The 25244-nt window shown below is 72.4% G+C and carries 1 protein-coding gene (cut by a window edge); it reads right to left on the bottom strand.

Features of this window, described 5'->3' with window-relative positions:
* Positions 1-25244, bottom strand: partial view of a non-ribosomal peptide synthase/polyketide synthase gene (locus D7V88_RS11060; RefSeq protein WP_120540590.1) — the 5' portion only. The gene continues 2308 nt to the left of window position 1, outside the view; the window shows 25244 of its 27552 coding nt (coding positions 1-25244); the start codon lies at positions 25242-25244; the stop codon falls past the left edge of the window.

Raw genomic sequence — 25244 nt, 5'->3', positions numbered from 1 at the left:
GCGCCCTTCAGCACCTGCCGCATGCGCTCCGGGGTACTGGCCGCGCCCGCATCCAACGGCACGTAGGCCCCGCCCGCCTTGAGGATGCCCAGGAGGCCCACGAGCGCGTGCGCCCGCCGCTCCACGAACAGGCCCACGCGCGTCTCCGGCGCGACGCCGTGTCGCTGGAGCAGGTGCGCGAGCTGATTGGCCCGTCGCTCCAGCACCGCGTAGGTGAGCGTTCCGTCCGGGGCCACCACCGCCAGCGCCTCCGGCGTCCGTGCCGCCTGTTCAGCGATGAGGTCGTGGATGCAGCGCTCCGCGTATGGGAGCGCGGTGTCGTTGAATGTCCCGAGGAGCCGCTGACGCTCCGGCTCCGGCAGCAGCGGGAGGTCCGACAGGCGCAGGGCCCCGGCGTGCGTGACGATGCTCGCGAGCACCGCCTGGAAGCGCTCCGCCATGTGCTCGATGGTGGACTCGTCGAAGAGGTCCCGGTCGTAGCTCCAGACGCACACCAGGCCTTCGGGCGTGGGCGTCACGGACAGGGTCAGGTCCAGCTTCGCGGCGGCGGTGTTCACCTCTTCCATGCTCAAGCGCAGGCCGGGCAGCTCCAGCACCGTGCGTGGCGTGTTGTGGAGGATGAGCTTCACCTGGAACAGCGGCGCGTGCGCGCGGCTGCGCTCCGGGTTCATGGCGCGCACCACCTCCTCGAAGGGCAGGTCCTGGTGCGCGAAGGCGCCCAGCGACACGCGCCGCGTCTGCTCCAGCAGCTCCAGGAAGGTGGGGTTGCCGTCCATGCGCAGCCGCACCACGAGCTGGTTGATGAAGAAGCCGATGAGGCCTTCGGTCTCCCTGGCGCCGCGGTTGGCCACGTCGGTGCCCACCACCACGTCCGTCTGTCCGCTGTAGCGGTGCAGCAGGCCCTGGAAGGCCGCCATCAACGCCATGAAGAGCGTGGCCCGTCCGCGCTGGGCCAGCGTCTCCAGTCCGGCGACGAGGGCCGGCTCCACCGTCCGTGCCACCATGCCGCCCCGGTGGGCGCGCATCGCTGGACGGGGCCGATCCAACGGCAGCTCCAGCACGGCCGGGGCTCCCGCCAACTGGTGGCGCCAGTAATCCAGTTGCTTCTCCAGCAGGTCGCCTCGCAGCCACTGGCGCTGCCAGAGCGCGTAGTCCGCGTACTGGATGGCCAGGGGCGTGAGTGGCGAGGGACGACCCTGCTGGTGTGCGACGTACAGCGCGCCCACCTCCTGTACCAGCACGTCCATGGACCAGCCGTCCGACGCGATGTGGTGCATCGTCAGCAACACCCTCCAGGCGTCCTCCCGCAGCCGCAGGAGCCGGGCCCGCAGCAGCGGTCCCCGGGCCAGGTCGAAGGGCTTCAGGGCCTCTTCCACCTCCAGGCGGTGGGCTTCCGCATCCCGGGCGTCAGGCGGCAGCGCCCGCAGGTCCACCTCTTCGAGAGGCAGCGCGAGCGCGGGCAGGACGACCTGCGACGGTCCGTCGGGGCCCGCCTGGAAGACGGTGCGCAGGGACTCGTGCCGGCGCACCACCTCCTGGACGCAGTGTTCCAGCGCGCGCACGTCCAGCGCTCCCTCCACGCGCAGGGCGACGGGGATGTTGAACGTGGCCGTGCCCGGTTCGAGCTGATCCAGGAACCACAGCCGCTGCTGCGCGAACGACAGCGGCATGCGCTCCTCGCGCGGCGCGGGGCGCAGCGGAGGAGCCTGGAGCGAGGTTCCCTCCCGCATCAGGGCTTCCACGCGCAGGGCTTGTTCCTCCAGCGTGCGGGCCTCGAAGAGGGCCTGGAGCGGCAGCTCCACCTGGAAGGCCGCGCGGAGGCGTGACAGCAACCGCGTCGCGAGCAGCGAGTGTCCGCCGCGCGCGAAGAAGTCGTCCGTCGCGCCCACCGCGTCCTGCCCGAGCACTTCCCGCCAGAGCGCGGCGAGGCGGCGCTCCGTGTCCGTGCGCGGGGCGATGAAGGCCTCGCTGGCGCGCTGCGACTCGGAGGAGGGAAGGGTGCGTCGGTCCAGCTTGCCGCTGGCGGTCCGGGGGAGGGCGTCCAGCGCCACGAAGGCCGCAGGCATCAGGGCTTCCGGCAGGGTGCGCCGCAGGACGGCGCGCAGCGCTTCGGCTTCCACCCGGGGCTGGGTGCGGGAGACGACGTAGGCCACCAGCGCGGGGCCGTGGGCCCCATCGTCGCGGACCACGACCGCGGCTTCGCGCACATCGGGGTGCAGGAGGAGCGCTGCTTCGACCTCGCCGGGCTCGACGCGCAGGCCTCGCAGCTTCACCTGCTGGTCGAGCCGGCCGAGGAACTGGAGGCGTCCGTCGGGCAGCCAGCGGACCCGGTCTCCTGAGCGGTACAGCCGGGCGCCGGGCTCGGTGGCGAAGGGGTGGGGGATGAAGCGTTCCGCGGTGAGGGCGGGACGGCCCAGGTAGCCGTGCGCCAGGGGCACGCCGCCCAGGTGCAGCTCTCCCGGGACGCCGATGGGCACGGGCCCCTGCGCGGTGTCCAGCACGTAGACCTCCGCGTTGGCCACCGGACGGCCGATGGGCACCGTCGCGCCGGACTCCTCGCCGGTGACAGGCGACCACGTCGCGTCGATGGTCGTCTCCGTGGGACCGTAGGCATTGATGAGCCGGACCGCCGGCGCCACCGCACGCAGCCGCGTGGCCAGGTCCGGCGTCAGCACTTCACCGCCGCAGAAGAGCAGGCGCAGGTGCGTGGCCTTCGCGAACGCGGGCTCCACCACCAGGAGGCGCAGCACGGAGGGCACGGCCTGGAGGACGGTGATGCGCTGCTGGGACAGCGTGTCCGCCAGGAGCGCGACATCGCGCTGGGCCTCGGGGGGCGCGAGCACGAGCGTGGCGCCGGACAGGAGCGTGGAGAAGAGCTCCGCGGCGGAGGCGTCGAAGCCCAGGGCCGCCAACTGGAGCTGCCGGTCCCCGGCTCCCAGCCTGAAGGTGGTCCCCATCCACGTCGCATGGTTCGCCAGCGAGCGATGGGAGATCAGCACGCCCTTGGGCTGGCCTGTGCTGCCGGACGTGTAGAGCACGTACGCGGGCACGTCCGGATCCACGTCGGGGAGCGGCGTCCCTCCGGTGTCGGACCGAGGGGCGGACTCGACCTCGATGATGCGCCCCTTGAAGGCGGGCAGGCGGTCGCGCAGCCGTGGCTCGGTGAGGAGCACCGTGACGCCCGCGTCCTCCAACTGGAAGGCGAGCCGTTCCGGCGGTGAGGCGGAGTCCAGCGGCACATAGGTCGCGCCGGCCTTGAGGGTGCCCAGCATCGCCACGGGCAGCGCGTGCGAGCGCTCCAGGAACAGGGCCACCCGTGCTCCGGTGGGAAGGCCGAGCGTCCGCAGGTGCCGGGCAAGCCCGGACGCGCGTGCCTCCAACCGCTGGTAGGTGACGGTGCCGCCGTCATGCTCCACGGCCACGGCGTCGGGCGTCGCCCGGGCCTGGGCTTCGAACAGCGCGTGGACGGCCGTGTCGCGCGGGAAGTCGGCGCGCGCACGCGTCCATTCGCCGAGCGTCTGCTGTCGCTCTGCTTCCGTGAGGAGGGCCAGGTCGGACAGGCGCCGCTCCGGATGGGCCGCCGCGTCCTCCAGGAGCACGCGCAGGTGCCCCATGAGGCGCTCCACCGTGGCCCTGTCGTAGAGGTCGGTGCGGTACTCCAGCCCGCCCTCCAGCCCTTCGGGTTTCTCCGTGAGGGTGAGCGAGAGGTCGAACATCGCGGTGCCCGAATCCACCGGGAGCGATTCGATGCGCATCCCCGGCAGCGACAGCTCCGCGGCCGGCGTGTTGAGCAGCACCAGCGACACCTGGAAGAACGGGGTGCCTTCGAGCTGACGCTTCGGCTGGAGCACCTCCACCAGCTTCTCGAAGGGCACGTCCTGGTGCTCGTAGGCCTCCAGCGTGACGCGCTTCACGCGGCCCAGCAGTTCGCGGAAGGTGGGGTTGCCTTCCAGCTTCGTGCGCAGCACCAGCGTGTTGACGAAGAAGCCGATGAGCCCTTCGGTCTCCTTGCGCGTCCGGCCGGCGATGGGCGCACCCACGCTGATGTCGTCCTGCGCCGCCCAGCGGGAGAGCACGGCCTGGAAGCCCGCGAGCAGGCCCATGAACAGCGTGGCGCCCTCGCGCTGGCACAGCACCGTCAGGTCCTGCGCCAGCGTGCGGGGCAACAGCAGCGGGAGGTTCGCGCCCGGCTGGCGCGAGTTCGCGCCCCGGGGACGGTCCGTGGGCAGCTCCAGCGCCGAGGGGGCTCCTGCAAGCTGGTGACGCCAGTAATCCAACTGCCTCTGGAGCACGTCCCCCTGGAGCCATTCGCGCTGCCAGACGGCGTAGTCCGCGTACTGCACGGGCAGCGACGGCAACGCCAGTGGCTGGCCGGAGCGCTCGGCTTCGTACCGCGCGACCATCTCCCGGATGAGGATGGCCATGGACCAGCCGTCGGAGACGATGTGGTGCATCGTCACGAGCAGCAGGTGCTCCTGCTCCGACCACCGCAGCAGCCGGGCCCGCAGCAGCGGTCCCCGGGCAAGGTCGAAGGGCCGTCGTGCTTCCTCCTCCGACAGGCGGCGGGCGGCCTCTTCCCGCTCCTGCTCCGCCAGCGCTCGCAGGTCCTCCACGGGCAGCGGGAAGGACGCCTTCGGGGTGATGACCTGGACGGGCGTGCCCGCGTCGGAGGCGAAGGTGGTGCGCAGGGATTCGTGGCGGCGCAGCAGCTCCGTGAAGGCGCGCTCCAACGCCCCCTCATCCACGGCGCCGTGCAGCCGCATCGCGGCCGGGATGTTGTAGACGGGAAGCCCTGGCTGGTACTGGTCCAGGAACCACAGCCGCTGCTGCGCGAACGACAGCGGCAGGTTCCCCTGGCGCGGTACGGGACGCAGCGGGGGCGTCTGGATCCGGACGGCGCGGGCGAGGGCGGCCTCCACCATCGCCGCCTGGGCCTCCAGCGTGCGCGCTTCGAAGAGTTCCTGGAGCCGGGGCTCCACGGCGAAGGTGGCGCGGATGCGCGACAACAACTGTGTCGCGAGCAGCGAGTGGCCGCCAAGCTCGAAGAAGTCGTCCTTCGGGCCCGCGCCCTTCGTTCCGAGCAGCCCGTTCCACAGCGACGCGAGCCGGGCCTCGGTGTCCGTGCGCGGCTGGACGGCGCCGCCCTCCGTGCCCGGAGCCTCGGGGGCGGGAAGGGCGCGGCGGTCCACCTTGCCGTTGCGGGTGACGGGCAGCGAGGCCCGCTGGACGATGGCCGTGGGCACCAGGTACCCGGGCAGCCGCTCCCGCAGCCAGTCGCGCAGGGCCGCGATCTCCAGCAGCGGCGAGGCCCCGGCGTGCGAGGAGGCCTCCGGGGCGCGGGGCACCACGTAGGCCACCAGCGCCCGTCCTCCCGGCATGTCGTCGCGTGCGAGCACCACCGCTTCGCGCACCGACGGGTGTCCCAGGAGCACGGCCTCGATTTCGCCCGGCTCCACGCGGAAGCCGCGCAGCTTCACCTGCGTGTCGCGGCGGCCGAGGAACTGGAGCGTGCCGTCCGCCTTCCAGCGGACCTGATCGCCGGAGCGGTACATCCGCGCTCCCGGCACGTCGCTGAACGCATCCGGCAGGAACCGCTCCGCGGTGAGCGCGGGCTGCTGGAGGTAGCCCCAGGCCAGTCCGTCTCCCGCCACGTACAGCTCCCCGGGCACGCCCGGCGGCACGGGCCGCAGGTGCGCGTCGAGCACGTACACGCGCGTGTTGGCGAGCGGCCGGCCAATGGACACCGGCGCATCCACCGCGCTCGCGTCGGTCATCACGTGGCAGGTGGTGAAGGTGGTGCCCTCGGTGGGGCCGTAGCCGTTCACCAATTGTCCTGCCCGGGCCACGTGTTCCCGCACGCGCACCGGGTTGAGCACATCACCGCCAGCGAGGACCTGGCGCACGCGGGCCAGGGCTTCCGGCTGCGTGGCGGCCATCTGTTCGAAGAGCGCGGACGTCAGCCACAGCGTGGTGACGTGGTGTGCGTCCAGCGTGCGGCCCAGCTCCTCCAGGGACGTGGCCTTCGGGTCGGCCATCACCAGGCGGCCTCCGTGCAGCAGGCAGCCCCACAGCTCGAAGGTCGAAGCGTCGAAGGCGAGTGGGGCCAGTTGCAGGAAGACCTCGTCCGCTCCGAACCTCGCGAAGTCCGTGCCCACCACCAGCCGGACGATGGCCCGGTGCGGGACGCAGACGCCCTTGGGTCGGCCAGTGGTGCCGGAGGTGTAGAGGACGTACGCGAGCGCGTCTCCTCCCTGGGGGGACCCCGGCGCCGTGTCCGGCTCCGCGTCGAGGCGCGCCGCTTCCGTGTCGAGCAGCAGGATTCGGGGGGCGCCGGCGGGCAGGTGGTCCTGCATCGCCTCCGAGGTGAGGACCAGCGCCGCGCCGGTGTCCTCCAGGAAGAAGGACAGCCGCTCCAGGGGCGCTTCGGCATCCAGCGGGACGTAGGCCGCTCCTGCCTTGAGGATGCCGAGCACCGACACCGGCACTTCCAGCGAGCGCGCCAGGAGCAGCGCCACCTTCGCGCCCGGCCTCACGCCGCTCTTGCGCAGGTGCCACGCGAGCTGGTTGGCCCGGCGATCCAACGCCGCGTAGGTGAGCGTCTGGCCCTGGAACTCCACCGCCACGGCCTCCGGCGTGCGCGCGGCCTGGGCTTCGAACAACGCATGCACGGCCGTGTCACGCGGGTACGGCACGGCGGTCGCGTTCCATTCCACGAGCACGCGGTGCCGGTCCGCGTCGGAGAGCAGCGACAGCGTGGACAGCCGCCGCGTGGGCTCCGCCACCGCCGTTTCCAGCAGCAGGCGCAGGTGTTCGCTCAACCGGGTGACGGTCTCCACCTCGTAGAGGTCCGCCCGGTACTCCAGCGAGCCTCGCAGGCCCGACGGCGTTTCGGCCAGGGTGAGCGACAGGTCGAAGCGGGGCGTGCCCCGGTCCGTCTCCACCCGATGGAATGCGATGCCGGGGAACGCGAGCGCCGTGGACGGCCCCTCCTGGAGCGAGAGCGCCACCTGGAAGAAGGGCGCCACGCCGCGCCGGGAGGGAGGCTGGAGCACCTCCACCAGCTTCTCGAAGGGCACGTCCTGGTGCGCGAACGCGCCCAGCGTCACGGCCTTCACCCGGCCCAGCAGTTCCCGGAACGAGGGGTCGCCGTCCAGCTTCGTGCGCAGCACCAGCGTGTTGCTGAAGGCGCCGACCAGCCCCTCCATCTCCGCCTGCGTGCGGCCCGCGACGGGCGCGCCCACGGTGATGTCGTCCTGGCCCGCGTGTCGCGCGAGCACGGCCTGGAGGCCCGCGAGCAGGCCCATGAACAACGTGGCGCCTTCACGCTGGCACAGGGCCGCGAGGTCCTTCGTCAACGTGGCGGACAGCGCCACCGGCAGGGAGGCACCAGGCGGATCCTCCTCGCCGGTGCGCGGGTGGTCCATGGGCAGCTCCGAGCCCGGCGGTGCGTCCTCCAACTGGCCGCGCCAATACGCGAGCTGTTCCTCCAGGAGCTCGCCCTGGAGGGCTTCCTGCTGCCAGGTGGCGTAGTCCGCGTACTGGAGCGGCAGCTCCGGCAGGGGGGACGGCATCCCGGCGGTGAAGGCTTCGTGGAGCGTCCCCAGCTCCCGGCGGAGGAGGTCCATGGACGCACCGTCGGCGATGAGGGGGTGCGGCGTGATGAGCAGCAGGTGCTCCCGCTCTGCGAGGCGCAGGAGTCCCACGCGCAGGAGCGGTCCCTTCGCCAGGTCGAACGGAGCGCGGGCTTGCTCCCGCGTCCGTCGCTGGACCTCTGCTTCCCGGCGGTCCGGCTCCAGCGCGCGCAGGTCCTCCACCGTCAGCGGGAACGCCGTGGCGGCGTGGATGCGTTGGACGGGCCGGCCGTCATGGGCGCGGAAGGTGGTGCGAAGCGAGGGGTGCCGTCGCACCAGCTCCGTGAAGGCCCGCTGGAGGACTTCCGCGTCCAGGGTGCCTTCCCCGCGCAGCGCGACGGTCGGGTGGAAACGCGGGCGGTTCGGCGCTTGTGATTCCTGGAGCCACAGCCGCTGCTGCGTGAAGGACGCGGGCGCCTCGATGGTGCGCGGCGCGATGGTCGCGCCCATGCTCCGGCGCGGTGACGTGTCCGCTCGTCCGTCCGTCGTCGGCGGCTCCAACGGCGTTCGTGGCGCGACGAGTGGCGCCTGCGCGGGGGGCGTGCGCGCTGCGGTGCCGCCGGGGTCCGTCGTTGTCACGGTGAGGGCGGGACGGGGGCGGCTGTCCACCTGGAGCTGTCGCCGCTCCTCCTCGGACAGGTACGACAGCGTGGACAGGCGCTGCTCGGGATGGGCCACCGCGTCCTTCAGGAGCGCGTGCAGGTGTGTCACCAGCCGCTCGGCGGTGGCCTCTTCGAACAAGTCGGTGCGGTACTCCAGCGTGCCCCGGATGCCTTGGGGGGATTCGCTCAACGTGAGGCTGAAGTCGAACTTCGCGGTGCCGCTGTCCAGCTCCAGCAGATTCATCTGGAGGCCCGGCACGGCGAGCTCCGCCGACGGCGTGTTGAGCACCACCAGCGCCACCTGGAAGAAGGGCGTGCGGCCCGAGATGCGCGGAGGCCGGAGGACCTCCACCAGCTTCTCGAAGGGCACGTCCTGGTGCGCGTACGCGCTCAGCGTCACGTCCTTCACCCGGCCCAGCAGCTCGCGGAAGGTGGGGTCGCCGTCCAGCTTCGTGCGCAGCACCAGCGTGTTGACGAAGACGCCGATGAGGCCTTCGGTCTCCGCCTGCGTGCGGCCCGCGACGGGCGCGCCCACGCGGATGTCGTCCTGGCCGGAGTAGCGCGACAGCAGTGCCTGGAGTCCGGCGAGCAGGCCCATGAACAGCGTGGCGCCTTCGCGCTGGCAGAGGGCGCGCAGGGCTTGCACCAGCTCCAGCGGCAGCTCCATGGCCAGCCACGTGCCCGGGGTCCCGGCGTCCGCGTCGCGCGGATGGTCCGTGGGAACGTCCAGCGCGGGAGGTACCCCCGCCAACTGCTTGCGCCAGTAGGCGACCTGTCTGTCCAGCACTTCGCCGCGCAGCCAGTCACGCTGCCACGTGGCGTAGTCCGCGTACTGGATGGGCAGCTCCGGCAGGGGCGCGGGCCGGCCGGCGAGGTTCGCCTCGTACAGCGCGACCAGCTCGTGGATGAGCACGCCAATGGACCAGCCGTCGGCGATGATGTGGTGCATCGTGACGATCAGCAGGTGTTCGCGCTCCGCGAGCCGCAGCAGGCGCGTGCGCAGGAGCGGCCCCCGTGCCAGGTCGAACGGGGCGCGGGCCTCCTCCTGCGCCCGGCGCCCGGCCTCGTCCTCGCGTTGCTCGGGAGAAAGGTGCTCCAGCGATTCGACCGACAGCGTCCACGGCGCGGGGGGCGCGAAGACCTGGGTGACGGTGCCGTCTAGTTCCTGGAACGTGGTGCGCATCACCTGATGCCTGCGCGCGAGCTCCGTGAAGGCCCCGGTGAGCGCGGGGACGTCCACCAGGCCCTCCATGCTCATCGCGGCGGGGATGTTGTAGAGCGCGGTGCCCGGTTGGTACTGGTCCAGGAACCACATCTGCTGCTGCGCGAAGGACAGCACGGCGGACGTGACGCCGGGCCGCGCGGTGATGGCGGGCGGCCGCGGCGCGCGTTCCGCTTCGGGCACGCGCTCCTCGATGCGGCGGGCGAGGGTCTCCACCGTGGGGTGGTCGAACACCTCGCGCAGTCGCACGTCCACGCCCAGGCCGTTGCGCAGGCGTGAGGCGACCTGCGTGGCCAGCAGCGAGTGTCCACCCAGGTCGAAGAAGCTGTCGGTGATGCCGACGCTCTCCACGCCCAGCACCTGCGCGAAGATGTCCGCCAGCGTCTGCTCCAGCCGCGTCCGGGGCGTGGTGGGGCGCGCCCCTGCCTGGAGGCCCACCCCTTCCGGCGCGGGAAGCAGCCCGTGCGCCAGCGTGCCCGAGGGCGTCACCGGCAGCGCGTCCAGGCGCATCAGCGCGCCGGGCAGCATGGACTCCGGCAGGCTGCGTCCCAGGGCCTGCCGGAGGGCTTCCGGTTCCCAGGCGGTATCCGGCTGGAGCACCACGTAGCCCACGAGCTGCTTGTCGCCGGGCACGTCCTCGCGCACCAGCGCCGCCGCCTCGCGCACGCCAGGGACGCCGAGCAGGGCGACTTCCACCTCGCCGGGCTCGATGCGGAAGCTGCGCACGCGCAACTGGCTGTCGAGCCGACCGAGGAACTCGACGGTGCCGTCCTCACGCCAGCGGGCGCGGTCTCCGGTGCGGTACAGCCGTGCGCCCGCTTCGCCGGAGAGGCCGTCCGGGACGAACCGCTCCGCGGTCAGCTCCGGGCGCGCGGGGTAGCCGAGCGCCACCTGTGGACCGCCGACCCACACCTCGCCGGGAACGCCCGTGGGGCAGGGGCGCCCGGTGGGATCCACGATGTACAGCCGCGTGCCGGGCACGGGCCTGCCCAGGGGGAGCAGCCGCTCCCACGTGCTTGGCGGACCGCTCGGGCGGTGGGCGACGACGCCGTGGGCTTCGGACGGGCCGTACTGTCTTCGCAGGGTGGCGTGGGGCAACCGTTGGAAGAGGGCTACGAGCGCGGGCGTCACCTGCGCCGGCTCACCGAACGTCACCACCTCCACGAGCCGCTCCGGCACGGGGGCGCCATGGGCCACCGCGTCCGCCAGCAGCCGCAGCGCGATGAACGGCAGGAACACCCGCTCCACTCCGTGACGGGCCATGAACGCCAGCAGCGTCGGAGGGTCCTGACGCGTCCGTGACGAGGGCACCACCACGCAGGCGCCCACGGACCAGGGCGTGAACAGTTCCTGGCAGGCGGTGGCCCCGTCGAGCGATGCGAACTGCAAGGTGACGGCGTCCACCTTGGACGAGCGCTGGCGCGTCCACGTCACCTCCGAGGACAGCGTCCGATGCGCCACCGCGATGCCCCGGGGACGTCCCGTGCTGACGGACGTGTAGCGCAGGGTGCAAAGCGAATCCGGCTCGCTGGAGGACGGTGGGGCGTGGGACGGGAACCGGGCGAAGGTCGCGGCCTCCGTGTCCACGCACACCACGCGCGCGCGCGTCGGGGGAAGCCTGGGTATGAGCTTCGATTGGGTGAGTACCGTGTGCGAGCCGGAGTCCTTCAGGATGAAGGTCAGGTGCTCCTCGGCGGCGCCCGGATCCAGGGCGACGAAGGCCGCGCCTGACTTGAGGACGCCGAGCACGCCCACCAGCAGCTCCAGCGACGGTTCCAGGCACAGGGCGATCCGGTCTCCCGGGAGCACGCCACTGTCGCGCAGATGCCATGCGAGCTGGTTCGCGCGGCGCTCCAGCTCCGCGTACGTGAGGGGCTGGTCCTCGAAGAGGGCGGCCACGGCGTCGGGCGTGCGCCGGGCCTGGGCTTCGAAGGCTTCATGCACGGGCGGTTCGGCGGGGCCTCCGGACGGAGGCGGGCTCCCATCCACGAGCACGCGCTGGCGTTCGGTGTCGGTCAGGAAGTTGAGTTCGGAGAGGCGGCGCTCGGGGTTCGTGACCGCGTCCTCCAAGAGCACGCGCAGGTGCTCCACCATTCGGGCGGCGGTGGTCGCCTCGAAGAGGTCGCTGCGGTATTCGAAGGCGACCTGGAGCCCGCGCGGCGATTCGGTGAAGACGAGGGTGAAGTCGAACTTGGACGCGCCGCTGTCCACGTCCACCGTGCGGAAGGTGAGGCCCGGGCCGGTCAGCTCCACCGCTGGCGTGTTGAGCAGCACCAGCGTCACCTGGAAGAAGGGCGTGTGGCCCGCCATCCGGGGCGGTTGCAGTGCTTCCACCAGCTTCTCGAAGGGCACGTCCTGGTGCGCGTACGCGCCCAGCGTCACGGCCTTCACCCGGCGCAGCAGCTCCATGAAGGTCGGGTCGCCGTCCAGCTTCGTGCGCAGCACCAGCGTGTTGACGAAGAAGCCGATGAGCCCCTCGGTCTGCGGCTGGTTGCGGCCGGCGATGGGCGCGCCGATGCTGACGTCGTCCTGGCCCGTGTAGCGCGACAGCAGCGCCTGGAGGCCCGCGAGCAGGCCCATGAAGAGCGTGCCCTTCTCACGGCGGCACAGCGCTCGCAGGCCCTGCATCAGCGCGTGCGGGAACAGCTCCCGGTGCGTGGCGCCGGGGTTGCTGGTGTCGCCCGTGCGCGGATGGTCGGGGAGCAGCTCCAGCGCGGGAGGCGCGCCCTCAAGCTGCTTGCGCCAGTACGCGAGCTGCTTGTCCAGCAGCGCGCCCTGGAGCCAGTCACGCTGCCAGACGGCGAAGTCGGCGTACTGGATGGGCAGCTCCGGCAGGAGCGCGGGCCGGCCGGCCGTGAAGCCTTCATACAGCATGACGGCTTCACGGATGAGCACGCCGATGGACCAGCCGTCGGAGACGATGTGGTGCATCGTGACGAGCAGCAGGTGCTCGCGCTCCGCGAGGCGCAGCAGGCGGGTGCGCAGCAGGGGACCTCGCGACAGGTCGAACGGGGCGCGGGCCTCCTCCCGGACGCGGCGCTGGGCCTCGGCTTCGCGTTCGGCGGCGGGCAGGTCGCTCAGGTCCTCGACTTCCAATGCGGAGTCCACGCTGCTGGGCGTGATGACCTGGATGGCGTCGCCGTCCTGGACGCGGAATGTGGTGTGCAGGGCTTCATGGCGGAGCATCACCTCCGCGAAGGCGCGGCCCAGCGCGGACACGTCCAGCGTGCCCTCCAGGCGCATCGCGGACGGGATGTTGTAGAGCGCGCTGCCGGGTTCGTACTGGTCCAGGAACCACAGCCGCTGCTGCGCGAACGACAACGGCAGGGGCCTCGTGCGGGGCACGCGCTGGATGGACTGCGAGCCAGGGGCGGTGGCGCGCGCGGGTGCGGCCGGCGGCGTGACGCGGGCCGTGGCACCTTGCGGTGTTGCCGTGTGCGTGGCGGCACTCTGCTGCGTGGCGCGGGCGGCACCTTGTGGTGTCGCAGCGTGCGCGGTGGCACCCGTTTGCGTAGCGTGGGCCGTTGCGCCTTGCGACGTCACACCGGGCGCAGTGGCACCCGTCGGGAGGGTGGACCGGGCGTGGCTGTTCGGCAGCGAGGTCGCATGCGCGGGGACACCCGGCAGTGGCGCGGGCCTTGATGCGGCATCCCCTGCCGTCACGGTCCTCGCCGCCATGCCCGGGGTCGAAGCCGGGGACGTGGGCGGTGCGCGGAGGGTGGGCGTCAGCAGCTCCACCTCGCCGTCCGTTCGATAGCGCGCCCGAGTGCCGGTGCCGTAGAGCCGCGCGCCCGTGCCTTCCGGTGACGCAGGCAGGCGCTCCTGGGTCAACTCCGGGGCCTTCCAGAATCCGAGCGGCACGGCATCCCCGCCCAGGAACAGCTCACCCACCACGCCCACCGGCGCACGCCGGCCGGCGCCATCCAGCACGAAGCGCGGCCCTGGGGCCGTGGCCTCACGGGCCCCTGGCAGCAGCGACACGGGCGACACGATCCGCGCGGAGGTGGCGCGCTGGAGCGCACGCGCGAGGTCCGGCGACAGCCCCTCCGCGTCGTCCAGCACCAGCGTGCGCACCGGCCCCATCACGCTCGCCGCATCCGGCAGCTCCGCGAGCATCCGCGCGCTCTCGAAGGAGCCACGCAGGTGGACCGACGGCGCCGTGCGCAGCAGCCGCGCGAGCATTCCGGCGCGGTCCACCTCGACGTGCGGAGACTCCGTGGCGGGCGCGGAGGACACCTGGCTGCGCTGGCGCAGCACATCCAGGTGCCGCAGGCCCTCCAGGGTGATGTCGGGGGCGATGCCGAAGTCGATGAGGCAGGCCACCTCGTCCACGTCGGCCTGCCGCAACTGCTCCACGCGAGCCTCCAGCGAATCCGGCGTGCCGAACAAACCGCCCGACTCCAGGTAGCGCGACACGCCCTGCTCCAACAGCACGTCCAGGTCCTGGGGCGTGAGCGAGCGCACATCGAAGCCCGGGCCCTGGCTGGCCACGAGCCCGTTCACCAGCTCCACGGAGCTGCGGAAGTAGCGCAGCAGGGGCTCCCGCGCCTGACGCTTCACGTCCTCGCGGCTGGAGGTGACGAAGGTGTGGAGCATCAGCACGACGTGGCCACGGCCCGGGTGTCCGGCCTTGCGCCGGGCCTCGCGGTAGATGGCGACCTTGCGCTCCAGCTCCACGAAATCCTGGCCCAGGCCCAGCACGTTGGTGAGCAGGCCCGTGCCCAGCTCGCCCGCGAGCCGGAAGGTCTCCGGGTTGAAGGCGGCGGTGATCCACACCGGCAGCTCCGCCTGCACGGGGCGGGGACGGATGGCGATGTCCACTTCCACGCCCGCGCCGTTGGTGCGGCGCACCGTGCCGCCCTTCCATAGCGTGCGCACCTCCTCCACGCCCCGGCGCACGGCCTCCGGACGCTGGTGGAAGTTCTGGGGGGCGAAGACGAAGTCGTTCGCGTTCCAGCCCGTGGCGAAGGACACGCCCGCGCGGCCGTTGGAGAGGTTGTCGATGACGGACCACTCCTCCGCGACGCGCAGCGGATCATGCAGCGGAAGCACAACGCTGCCCGCGCGGATGGACACGCGTTCGGTGACCATGGCCAGTGCGGCGCTGGTGGCGGTGGGGCTGGGGTAGGGGCCCCCGAAGTCGTGGAAGTGGCGCTCGGGCGTCCAGATGGCGCTGAACCCGTGGGCGTCCGCGAACTTCGCGCCGTCGATGAGCAACTGGTACTTCTTCCGCCCCGACTCCTCCGCGTCATTGGCGAAGTAGAAGAGGCTGAAGTCCAGGGCCCGCTTCGTGGGCGCGCCCGTCCGGCGGGGTTCCTCCCGGAAGGCGCCCCGCGACGGCAGCACCACGGGGAGCCCACGGGAAAGGGCCCACAGCAGCTCCAGGTCCGCCGGGTCGGAAGCGGCATCCGTGGTGCTCAGCCACAGCTCGCCCGGCCGTGCCTCCACGCGCGCATCCAGCGCGGCGAGCCGGTGGACGAGGTTGCGGTGGCTCAACATCACGCGGGGCCGCGCCGTGTCCGTCCCTTCGCGTGCAAGGCAGGCAAGGCCGTCCAGGTCCACGGAGGCTTTCAGCCCGGGTGTCCGTATCCCGCCGGCCGAAGCGTCGTCGATGTTGAGGACGGACGCGGAGACGCCGGGTGGCAGGGTGAGCGTTCCGTCGCTCACGACCAGGACCAGAGCGCCATCGCGTCCGAGCGAGGCCAGCTCCTCAATCCCGTCACGCGACACCAGCGCGTACGCGCCCCCGGCCGACAGCACGCCCCACAGCGCGACGGCGCGGTTGGGGGAAGGCTCCAGGCACACGGCGACCGGAACACCGGGGCCCACGCCTCGTGCACGCAGGTGCTCCGCGAGGCCCAGCGCCTTCTCCCGCAGCGACCGCCACGACAGGACCGCTTCGTCCTGACGCACGGCCACCGCGTCCGGGGTCTGCTCCGCGCGGGATGCGAGCAGGGCCAGCAGCGAGCCGTTGGCCGCGACCTGGACCTCGGTGCTCCGTGCTCGCGCGGGCATCGCATCCAGCGACAGCCGGGACAGCGGCTTCGTGGGCGAGGCGACGGCGTCGGAGAGCAGCGCCTGCAACTGGGACAGCAGCCGCGCGATGGTGTCCGCGTCGAACAGGTCGACGGCGTACTCCAGCGTTCCGGAGAAGCCCCGGGCGTCCTCCCGCATCAGCATCGTGAGGTCCGCGAGCGACGTGCCGTACTGCGCGGGCAGCTCGGTGACGTCGTAGTAGACCAGCCGCAGGCCGGGGAAGTCCTCGATGGGCGCGGACACATTCTCCGCGTGCAGCAGGAAGATGGCGTCGAACAGGCGGCCCAGCCGGTGCTCCTCTCCGGGCTCCAGCTCTCCCAGCAACTGCTCATAGGGCACGTCCGGATTCGCGAAGGCCCCGAGCGTGGTGTCGCGCACGCGCAGCGCGAGCGTGCGGAAGTCCGGGTCCCCGGCCGCGCTCGTGCGCAGTGCCAGCGCGTGCGCCACGTAGCCGATCTGCGGCTCCAGCTCCGGCCGCGTCCGGTTTCCAATGGACGTGCCCACGACGATGTCGTCCTGACCCGAGCACCGGGCCAGGAGCGCCGTGAAGCCGGCGAGCAGCGTCATGTACCCCGTGAGCCCTTCGCGCTGACTGAATGCGTTCAGCGCGACGCTCAGCTCCTCCGTGAAGGTGAACCCGTGCCGCGCCCCGCGCCGCCGTGCTCCGGGGATGCGCGGTCGGTCCAGCGGCAGGGACAGCGCCCCCGGGCGTCCCGCGAGCTGACGCCGCCAGTACGCCTGCTGATCCGCGAGCGTGCCGTCGACGAGCACCTGCCGCTGCCAGAGTGTGAAGTCGATGTACTGGATGGACAGCTCCGGCAGCGGCACGGTCACGCCGTGCACGAAGCCGGTGTAGAGGGCCAGCGCCTCGCGGATGAGGTTCACCAGTGACAGCGTGTCCGCGACGATGTGATGGATGGTCACGAGCAGCACGTGCTCGGTGTCCGCCAACCGCAGCAGGCTCACCCGTACGAGCGGGCCCCGGTCCAGTTCAAACGGCGCCGCGGGCTCCAGGCGCGCGCGCCGCAGGGCTTCCGCCTCCAGGTCTCCGGTGAAGCCGCGCAGGTCCACCACGGGAATGGAGATGCGCACCTCGGGCAGCAGGCGCGGCACACCCTGGCCGTTCACGTCGACGAAGACGGTGCGCAGCGACTCGTGGCGGCGGATGACCTCGTTGACGCCGCGCTCCAGCAGGTCCGGGCGCAGCGCGCCGGAGACGCGGACCGCGAGCGGCTCATTGAACAGCGAGCTGCCCGGCTCCCGCGCCCCCATCTCCCAGACGCGCTCCTGCACGTACGACAGGGGCAGCGGGTCCGTGCGGGGCCAGGGCTGGATGGCCGCCGCCGACGCCGCGGGAGCCTCCCCTTGCTCCGTGCCGAGCAGGCCCTCTGCCTGGAGCCGCGCTTCGATGCGCTCGGCGAGGCCCGCCACCGTGGGCGCTTCGAACAGGTCGCTCAGCGGCACCTGCGTGTGGAACGTCTCGCGCAGCCGCGTGAGCAGTTGCGCCGCCATGAGCGAGTTGCCGCCCAGGTCGAGGAAGTTGTCGTCCAGGCCGATGTCCGCGATGCCCAGCCGCTCGCGCCACAGTTCCATCAGCCGTTGCTCGATGTCGCTCAGGCCAGGCGGCGCGAGCACGACGGCCGCCGGGACGACGGCCGCCACCGGAAGAACTGGAGGATGCGTCGCCGCCACGGCAGCGACCTCCGACAGGGGCAGCACGGGCCGGACGTCCACCGTGATGCGAACGGTCTCGAACGGGTAGCCCGGCAGCGAGATGCGACGGCGGGGACCGTGGGCGTGCAGGGCCTCCCAGTCCACGCTCGCGCCCAGGCGCCACAGCGTGCCCACGGACTCCAGCAGCGTCTGGACATCGGACGTGGAGGTGCCCGCGCGGCGCAGCGAGGACACGGCCACCGTGTCCGGCGCCGTGCGCAGCCGCAGCCGTGCGAGCGCGGTGAGGCCCTGGTCCGGACCGGCCTCGATGAACAGCCCGTGGCCGGCTTGCAGCAGGGTGTCCAGTCCGGCGGCGAAGCGCACCGGCTCACGCATCTGCCGCGCCCAGTAGCGCGGCGAGGTGGCTTCCTCCGGACGGATCCACGTGCCGGTGAGGCTGGACACGTACGGCACGGCTGGGGCCTTCAGCGACAGGCCCGCGACGGCCCGCTCCAACTCGGGCATCAGCGCTTCCACGTCGCGCGAGTGGAATGCATGCGACGCGGGCAGCCGCACCACGCCCACGCGCCGCACCACGAGCGTGCGCTCCAGCGCGGCCAGCGGCTCCAACGGTCCGGACACCGTGCAGCGGTCCGCTCCGTTGATGGCCGCGACCTCCAGCGTGTCGGAGAGCAGCGGGCGGACCTCGTCCGAGGACAGGCCCACCGCGAGCATTCCGCCCGCCGGCAGCCGCGACATCAGCTCGCCACGCACCACGGCCAGCCGCAGCGCGTCCTCCAGCGACAGCACCCCGGCGATGCACGCCGCGGCGTACTCACCGAAGCTGTGCCCCAGCAGCGCGGTGGGCTTGAACCCCAGCCCCATCCACCACCGGGCGAGCGAGACCTCCACGGCGAGCAACGCGGGCAGCGCGAAGCGGGGCTCGGCGAGGGCCGCTTGCGCCCGGGCCTCTTCCGCGGCCGACGGGAACAGCACGGACCGCAGGTCCTGCGTCAGCCCCACGGACGGCAGCAGCGCGAAGCAGGCCTCCAGCTCCTGCTGGAAGCGGGGCTCGGTGTCGAACAGCTCGCGGGCCATGCCTACGGTCTGCGCGCCCTGACCCGGGAAGAGGAAGGCCGCGCGCTGCGAGGGCGGCGCATCCACGTCGCGCACGGTGGACGTCGTGCCCGGCTTGCGCAGGGCCTCCACGAGTCCGGCGAGGTCCTCCGCGACCACCGTGCGGCGCACCTCGAAGCCCTTGCGGCCCACATTGCGCGTGAAGGCCACGTCCGCGAGCTCCACGTCGGAGCGCGCCTCCACCGCGTCCGCCAGCTCGCGCGTCACCGCCTCCAGCGCGGCGGGCGTGCGGGCGGACAGCGTGACGAGCTGCCGTGAGCGACGGCCTGAGGAGACGGGCTCACGCGTGGGCGCTTCTTCCAGCACCACGTGCGCGTTGGTTCCGCCAATGCCGAACGAGCTGACGGCCGCGCGGCGGGGCCCTGCGGTGCGCTCCCACGGGCGCAGGGTGGTGTTCACGAAGAAGGGGCTGCGCGCGAAGTCGATCTGCGGGTTGGGCTGTTCGAAGTGGAGGCTGGGCGGCACCTCGCCGTGGTGCAGGGCGAGGGCGGCCTTGATGAGGCCGGCGATGCCCGCGGCCGTGTCCAGGTGCCCGATGTTCGTCTTCACCGAACCCAGCGCGCAGTAGCCCGTGCGCTGCGTGTGCGCCCGGTACGCCCGCGTGAGGGCCGCGACTTCAATGGGGTCGCCCAGCGAGGTGCCGGTGCCGTGCGCCTCCACGTACTCCACGCTGTCCGCGTCCACGCCCGCCGCCGCGAGCGCCCGGGCCACCACCTGGCTCTGCCCCTGGATGCTGGGCGCGGTGTAGCTGACCTTGGCCGCCGCGTCGTTGTTGAGCGCGGAGCCCTTGATGACCGCGTACACGCGGTCCCCATCCCGCACGGCGTCCGCGAGCCGCTTGAGCACCACCACGCCCAGGCCGCTGCCCAGCACGGTGCCCCGGGCCTTCGCGTCGAACGCGCGGCAGTGGCCGTCCGGCGAGAGGATCATCCCCTCCTGGAAGAGGTAGCCCGTGCGCTGCGGCAGGGCCACCTTCACCGCGCCGGCCAGCGCCAGGTCCGACTGCCGGGTGCGCAGGCTCTGGCAGGCCAGATGCACCGTGACGAGGCCGGTGGAGCACGCCGTGAAGACGTTGAGGCTCTCTCCCCCGAGCTTCAGCTTGTAGGCCGTCTTGGTGGCCACGTTCTCGCCGCCGCTCGTCCCCAGCGCCTCGAACAGGGAGGCGGGGTCCTTGCGCGTCTGCCCCAGCAGGGACAGCAGGTGCACGTTGGAGCTGCCCGCGCCCGCGTACAGCGAGACGGGCTCGGCGATGCGCTCCGCGTCGTAGCCCGCGTCCTCGAGGGCGTTCCATGCGCACTGGAGGAACAGGCGCTGCTGCGGATCCATCCACTGCGCCTCGCGAGGGGACAGGCCGAAGAAGGCGGCGTCGAAGCCGTCCGCCTCCTCCAGCACGCCGCCGGCCGGCACGAAGTCGGGGTGGTCGCGCAGCGCGTCCGCGAACAGCGGTGACGGCTCCAGCTCCTCCTTGGCGAAGCGCGTGATGGACTCCACGCCTTCGCGCAGGTTGCGCCAGAACGCGTGCACGTCCGGAGCGCCCGGGAAGCGACCCGCCATGCCGATGATGGCGATGTCGCCGGAGTCCTGCCCGGAGGCCTCGCGCGGAGCTTCCGGACGGGGCGCGGGATGGGGCGCGGTGGCGTCGCGCTCCAGCCGCGCGGCGAGCTGGGCGACCGTCGGATGTTCGAAGAAGTGGGTCACGGGAATCTCCCGCCCCAGGGCCTCGCGCAGTTGCGTGCTGGCCTTCACCACCAGGAGTGAGCCACCGCCCAGGTCCTCGAAGAAGTGCGCGTGCAGGCCCACGCGCGGCACGTCGAGCACGCGCGCCCAGACCTCGGCGATGCGCTGCTCCATGGCGGTGACGGGAGCGGTGAAGGGTGCGTCCGAAGCGGGTTGCGTGGCTCCGGGCGCGGGCAGGGCATGGCGGTCCAGCTTGCCGCCCTGGGTGAGGGGCAGGGCGTCCAGCCGCACGAAGGCGGAAGGCACGAAGGCGTCGGGCAGCCGCTCCTTGAGGAAGCGGCGCACGGCCGGAAGCTCCAGCGATTCCTCCGCCACCATCCAGGCGCAGAGGCGCGTCTCGCCCGCGACCTCCCGTGGGAGCACCACCGCCTGACGCACGCCCGGGACCAGGGCCAGCACGGCCTCCACTTCTCCCAGCTCGACGCGGATGCCATTCACCTTCACCTGGGCATCGCGGCGGCCCAGGTACTCCAGGCGGCCGTTGGACAGCGTGCGCACGCGGTCTCCCGTGCGGTACAGCCGGGCGCCAAGCTCCTGGGAGAACGGGTCGGGCATGAAGCGCTCGGCGGTGAGCGCGGGCCGCTCCAGGTAGCCGCGCGCCACGCCCACGCCTCCCACGCACAGCTCTCCCGGCACGCCCATGGGCACCGGCTCACCGCGCCCATCGAGCACGAACACGCTCGCGCCCGGCATGGCATGGCCGATGGACGGACGTTCGGTGTCCACGTCCACGTCCATCGTCGCGCAGACGGTGATCTCCGTGGGGCCGTAGGCGTTGAGGAAACGGCGGCCCGGCTTCCAGCGCGCGGCCAGCTCCGGCGTGCAGGCCTCGCCCACGGACGCCACGACCCGCAGCAGGGGCAGCGCGGAGGGCTCCAGGGGCGCCAGCGCGGTGGGCGTGGCGATGAGGGTGGTGATGCGCCCGGCGGCGAGGGCCTGCTGCAACGGAGGCCCCGGGAGCAGGGTCTCCGGGGCCGCGAGCACCAGCGTCGCGCCGGACAGCAGGGCGCAGAAGACCTCGACCACCAAGGCATCGAAGCCGATGGACGCCAGTTGCAGCAGGCGGCTGCCCGGACCGAGCCTCAGCGCTTCGCCCAGGCGGAGCGCCGTGTTGCTCAGGCCGTGGTGCGCCAGGAGCGCGCCCTTGGGCGTGCCGGTGGAGCCGGAGGTGAAGATGACGTAGGCGAGGTGCGCGGGCGTGACGGCGGGCGCGGGCTCCGGGGGCAGGGCCGGTCGGGCCTCCAGTGAAGCGCGCTCCTCGTCCAGCAGCACCAGCAACTCACCCTGGGGCGCCAGCCGGTCCGCCAGGGCCTCGTTGCTCAGGAGCACGGACACCCTTGCCTCGCGCAGCATCGCCTCCAGTCGCGCTGCGGGGTGCCCTGGATCCAGCGGCAGGAAGGCACCGCCCGCCTTGAGCACGCCGACCAGTGACACGACCAGGTCCGGGGTGCGCTCCAGATGCACGCCCACGACCTGATCCGGTCGGACCCCCACCGCGATGAGGTGTCGCGCGAGCTGGTTGGCGCGAGCGTCGAGCTGCGCGTACGTCAGCGTCGTTTCGCCCAGCGCTGCGGCGATGGCGTCGGGCGTGGCCCGGACCCGGGCCTCGAAGAGCTGGTGCGCGAGGTCGGGGGACACGGCCATGCCCGGGGTGCGCCACGCCTCCATCACCCGCTGGCGATCCTCCGGGGTCAGCAGGGGCAGCGCCGTGATGGCGTGCCCGGGGTGCTCCGCCGCCCCGGCCAGCAGCGTGTCCAACTGCCCGAGCATCCGCGCGATGGTGTCCGCGTCGAAGAGGTCGGTGGCGTACTCGCACATCAGCTCCAGTCCGTTGCCGGAGTCGGTGACGGAGAGCGTGAGGTCGAGCTTGGTGGCGCCGGTGTCTCCGAGCGCGCTGCTCAGCGTGAGGCCGGGCAGGTGCACCGGGTGGGACGCGGCGTCCTGGAGGACGAGCTTCACCTGGAAGAGGGGCGCGTGCGCGAGGCTGCGCTCCGGGTTGAGGCCGCGCACCATCGCGTCGAAGGGCAGGTCCTGGTGGGCCCACGCCTCCAGGGACGCGCGGTGGGCGCGGCGCAGCAACTCGCGGAACGACGGCGCGCCGGAGAGGTCGGCGCGCAGGGGGAGCTGGTTGACGAACAGGCCGACGATGCCCGCGGTCTCCGGACGGGCGCGGTGCGCGGTGTCCACGCCCACCACCAGGTCTTCCTGGCCGGTGTAGCGGTGCAACAGCACCTGGAAGCCCGCGAGCAGCGCCACGAAGGGCGTGGTGCCTTCGCGTGAGGCGAGCGTCTTCACCCGCTCCCACGCGGCCTTCTCCAAGCGGTGGGTCCGCTGGGCGCCCCGGTAGGACTGTACGCGGGGCCGGCGGCGATCCCCGGGAAGGTCGAGCACGGGCGGTGCTCCGGCCAGATGCTCCCGCCACCAGCCGAGCAGGTCCTCCTGCCGCTCACCGCGCAGCCACGCGCGCTGCCATGACGCATGGTCCACGTACTGGAGGGATGGCTCGGGCAGGCTGGGGACGCACCCGGTGGACAGCGCCGCGTAGGCTTCCGCCAGCTCCCGCAGCAGCACGCGCATGGACCAGCCGTCCGCGACCAGGTGGTGCACGGTGAGCAGCAGCCAGTGCCGGGTGGTGTCCAGGCGCAGCAGGCCCACCCGGATGAGGGGGCCCCGGGCCAGGTCGAAGGGCCGGCGGGCTTCTTCGTCCGCGAGCTTCCGGGCCTCGGCTTCGCGCGCTTCGGCGGGAAGTGAAGCAAGGTCCACGACGGGCAGCGACAGCGTCAGCTCCGGAAGGATGCGCTGGCCGGGCTCGCCGCGCGTCTCCACGAACACGGTGCGCAGGGATTCATGACGCCGCACGAGGAACTGGAGGCTCTGCTCCAGCGCGGACACGTCGAGCGTTCCGTCCAGCCGGGACACGATGGGGACGTTGTAGAAGGCGCTGCCCGGCTCCAGGCGGTCCAGGAACCACAGGCGCTCCTGCGCGAAGGACAGCGGCATCGACTCCGTGCGCGGGACGCGGCTCGGCGCTGAACGGGAAGCGGCTTTCGACGTCGTCGCTTCGCGCACCAGCTCCGCCGTGCTCGCGCCGCGCAGCAGCGCTTCCATCGGAACGGGCACCCCGAGGTCCTGCTCCAGCACATGCGCCAGCTCCACCGCCGCCAGCGAGTCCAGCCCGTACTGCGTCAGCGGCGCATGGACATCCAGGTCCTCGACGCGAGAGCCCAGTCGCGCCGCCACCCGCGCGAGCACGCGGGATTCCTGCTCCGAAGCCGGGGCACGCGCGACGAGTCCGCTCACCGGCTTCGGCTCCGATGCCGATGCATCGGTCTTGTCCTCCTGGGCTTCGACCAGCGCGAGCACGTGGGACTCCAGCTCCGAAGCCGAGGCGTGCGCGTCGAACGCCTCCGTCCTCGCGCCCCTGCGCGATTCCAGCGCCGAGGCCGGAGGAGGCGCGTGCCGCTGCTCGGATCCGGATGCGCGGCCCGCGGCGGGGCCATGCGTCTCCGGAGCGTCGATTCCAGGAGCACGCCACGCATGCAGCTCCCGCAGCCCTCCCTCCAGGAACGCCGTGCGCGTGGCCCGCCGCTGCACCTTGCCGCTGGACGTCTTCGGCAGGCTCCCGGGTTCGATGAGCACCACCGCGTGGGGCATCACCTCATGCGTTTCCGCCAGCCTCCGACGCAAGGTCCCCAGGAGCTGCGCCGCGTCCCCGTCCCACTTGCGCGGATCCACCTCCTGCACCACGACGAGCCGCTCCTCGCCATCCACCTCGACGCCGAACGCCACGCCACACCCGGGCCGCAGCGCGGGGTGGCTCTCCTCCACCACCGCCTCCAGGTCCTGCGGGTACAGGTTCCGGCCCCGCAGGATGATCAGGTCCTTGGCGCGGCCGGTGACGTACAGCTCCCCCGCGTCCAGGAACCCCAGGTCCCCGGTGCGCAGGAACGGTCCTTCCCCCGTGGTGATGCGCGCGCCGAAGACTCGCGCGGACTCCTCCGGCTGCCGCCAGTACCCCTGGGCCACGCTGGGCCCCTTCACCCAGATTTCGCCCACCTCGCCCGGCGCCAGCACCCGGCCGGAGTCCGGCTCCACGACGAGCAGTCGCTGACCCGGAAGCGTCGCGCCGCAGCCCACCAACGTCCGGGACTGTCGCGCCGGCTCACGTGCCTGGCCCGACTCCAGCGCGGTCGCGTCCACGTCGCGCAGGACGGGGGCCGCCTCCTTCGCGCCTCCGGAGACGATGAGCGTCCCTTCCGCCAGGCCGTAGCAGGGATAGAACGCCTCGCGGCGGAACCCGTGCGGCGCGAAGGCCTCCGTGAAGCGCGCCAGCGTGTCCGGACGGATGGGCTCCGCGCCGCAGAACGCCACCTCCCAGCGGCTCAGGTCCAGGCCCTCCCGCTCGGCGGGCGGGATGCGCCGCACGCACAACTCGAACGCGAAGTTGGGACCGCCGCTGATGGTGCCGCCGAAGCGGGTCAGCGCCTCCAGCCACGCGCGCGGCCGCTTGAGGAACGACAGCGGCGACATCAGCGCGGTGTGGAAGCCCTGGGCCAGCGGCACCAGCACGCCGCCAATGAGCCCCATGTCGTGGTACGGCGGCAGCCAGATGACGCCCACGCTGTCGTCGCGCGTCTGGAAGGCGCGGCGGATGGCGTCCAGGTTGTGCAGCAGGTTGCCGTGGCTGAGCATCACGCCCCGGGGCGTGCCCGTGCTGCCGGACGTGTATTGCAGGAAGGCCAGCGTGTCGGCCGTCACGTCCGGCCGCTTCCACGCGGACTCACCGCCCGCCTCCAACGCGTCCGTCGCCACCCACTTCAGCGCGCGCAACTCCGGCGCGTCCGTGAAGAGGAACTCCGCCATGGACAGGATGACGGAGGTGGTGAGCACCACCGTGGCCCCGGAGTCCGCGATGAGCGCGCGCAGGCGGGGGAGGGTGCGCTCCAGCCGGGAAGGATCCGGCGGGTACGCGGGCACCGCCACCAGGCCTGAACACACACAGCCGAAGAATCCAGCCAGGTAGTCCGCACCCGGCGGATAGAGCAGGACCGCGCGCTCCCCTCCGGAAGCGAGGGCTTGGAGCGCGGCGGCGATGCGGTGGGCATGCGAGGCCAGTCCACCCTGCGTGAGGGTGACCTCCGCGTCGTCCTCCAGGAACGTGTAGAGGCGCTGGTCCGGACGACGCGTGCTTCGCTCTTCGAGGAGATCGATCAGGGTCACGGGCAT

Source organism: Corallococcus terminator (assembly GCF_003611635.1).
Lineage (GTDB): Bacteria > Myxococcota > Myxococcia > Myxococcales > Myxococcaceae > Corallococcus > Corallococcus terminator.
This window is presented reverse-complemented; position numbering and strand designations above follow the sequence as displayed.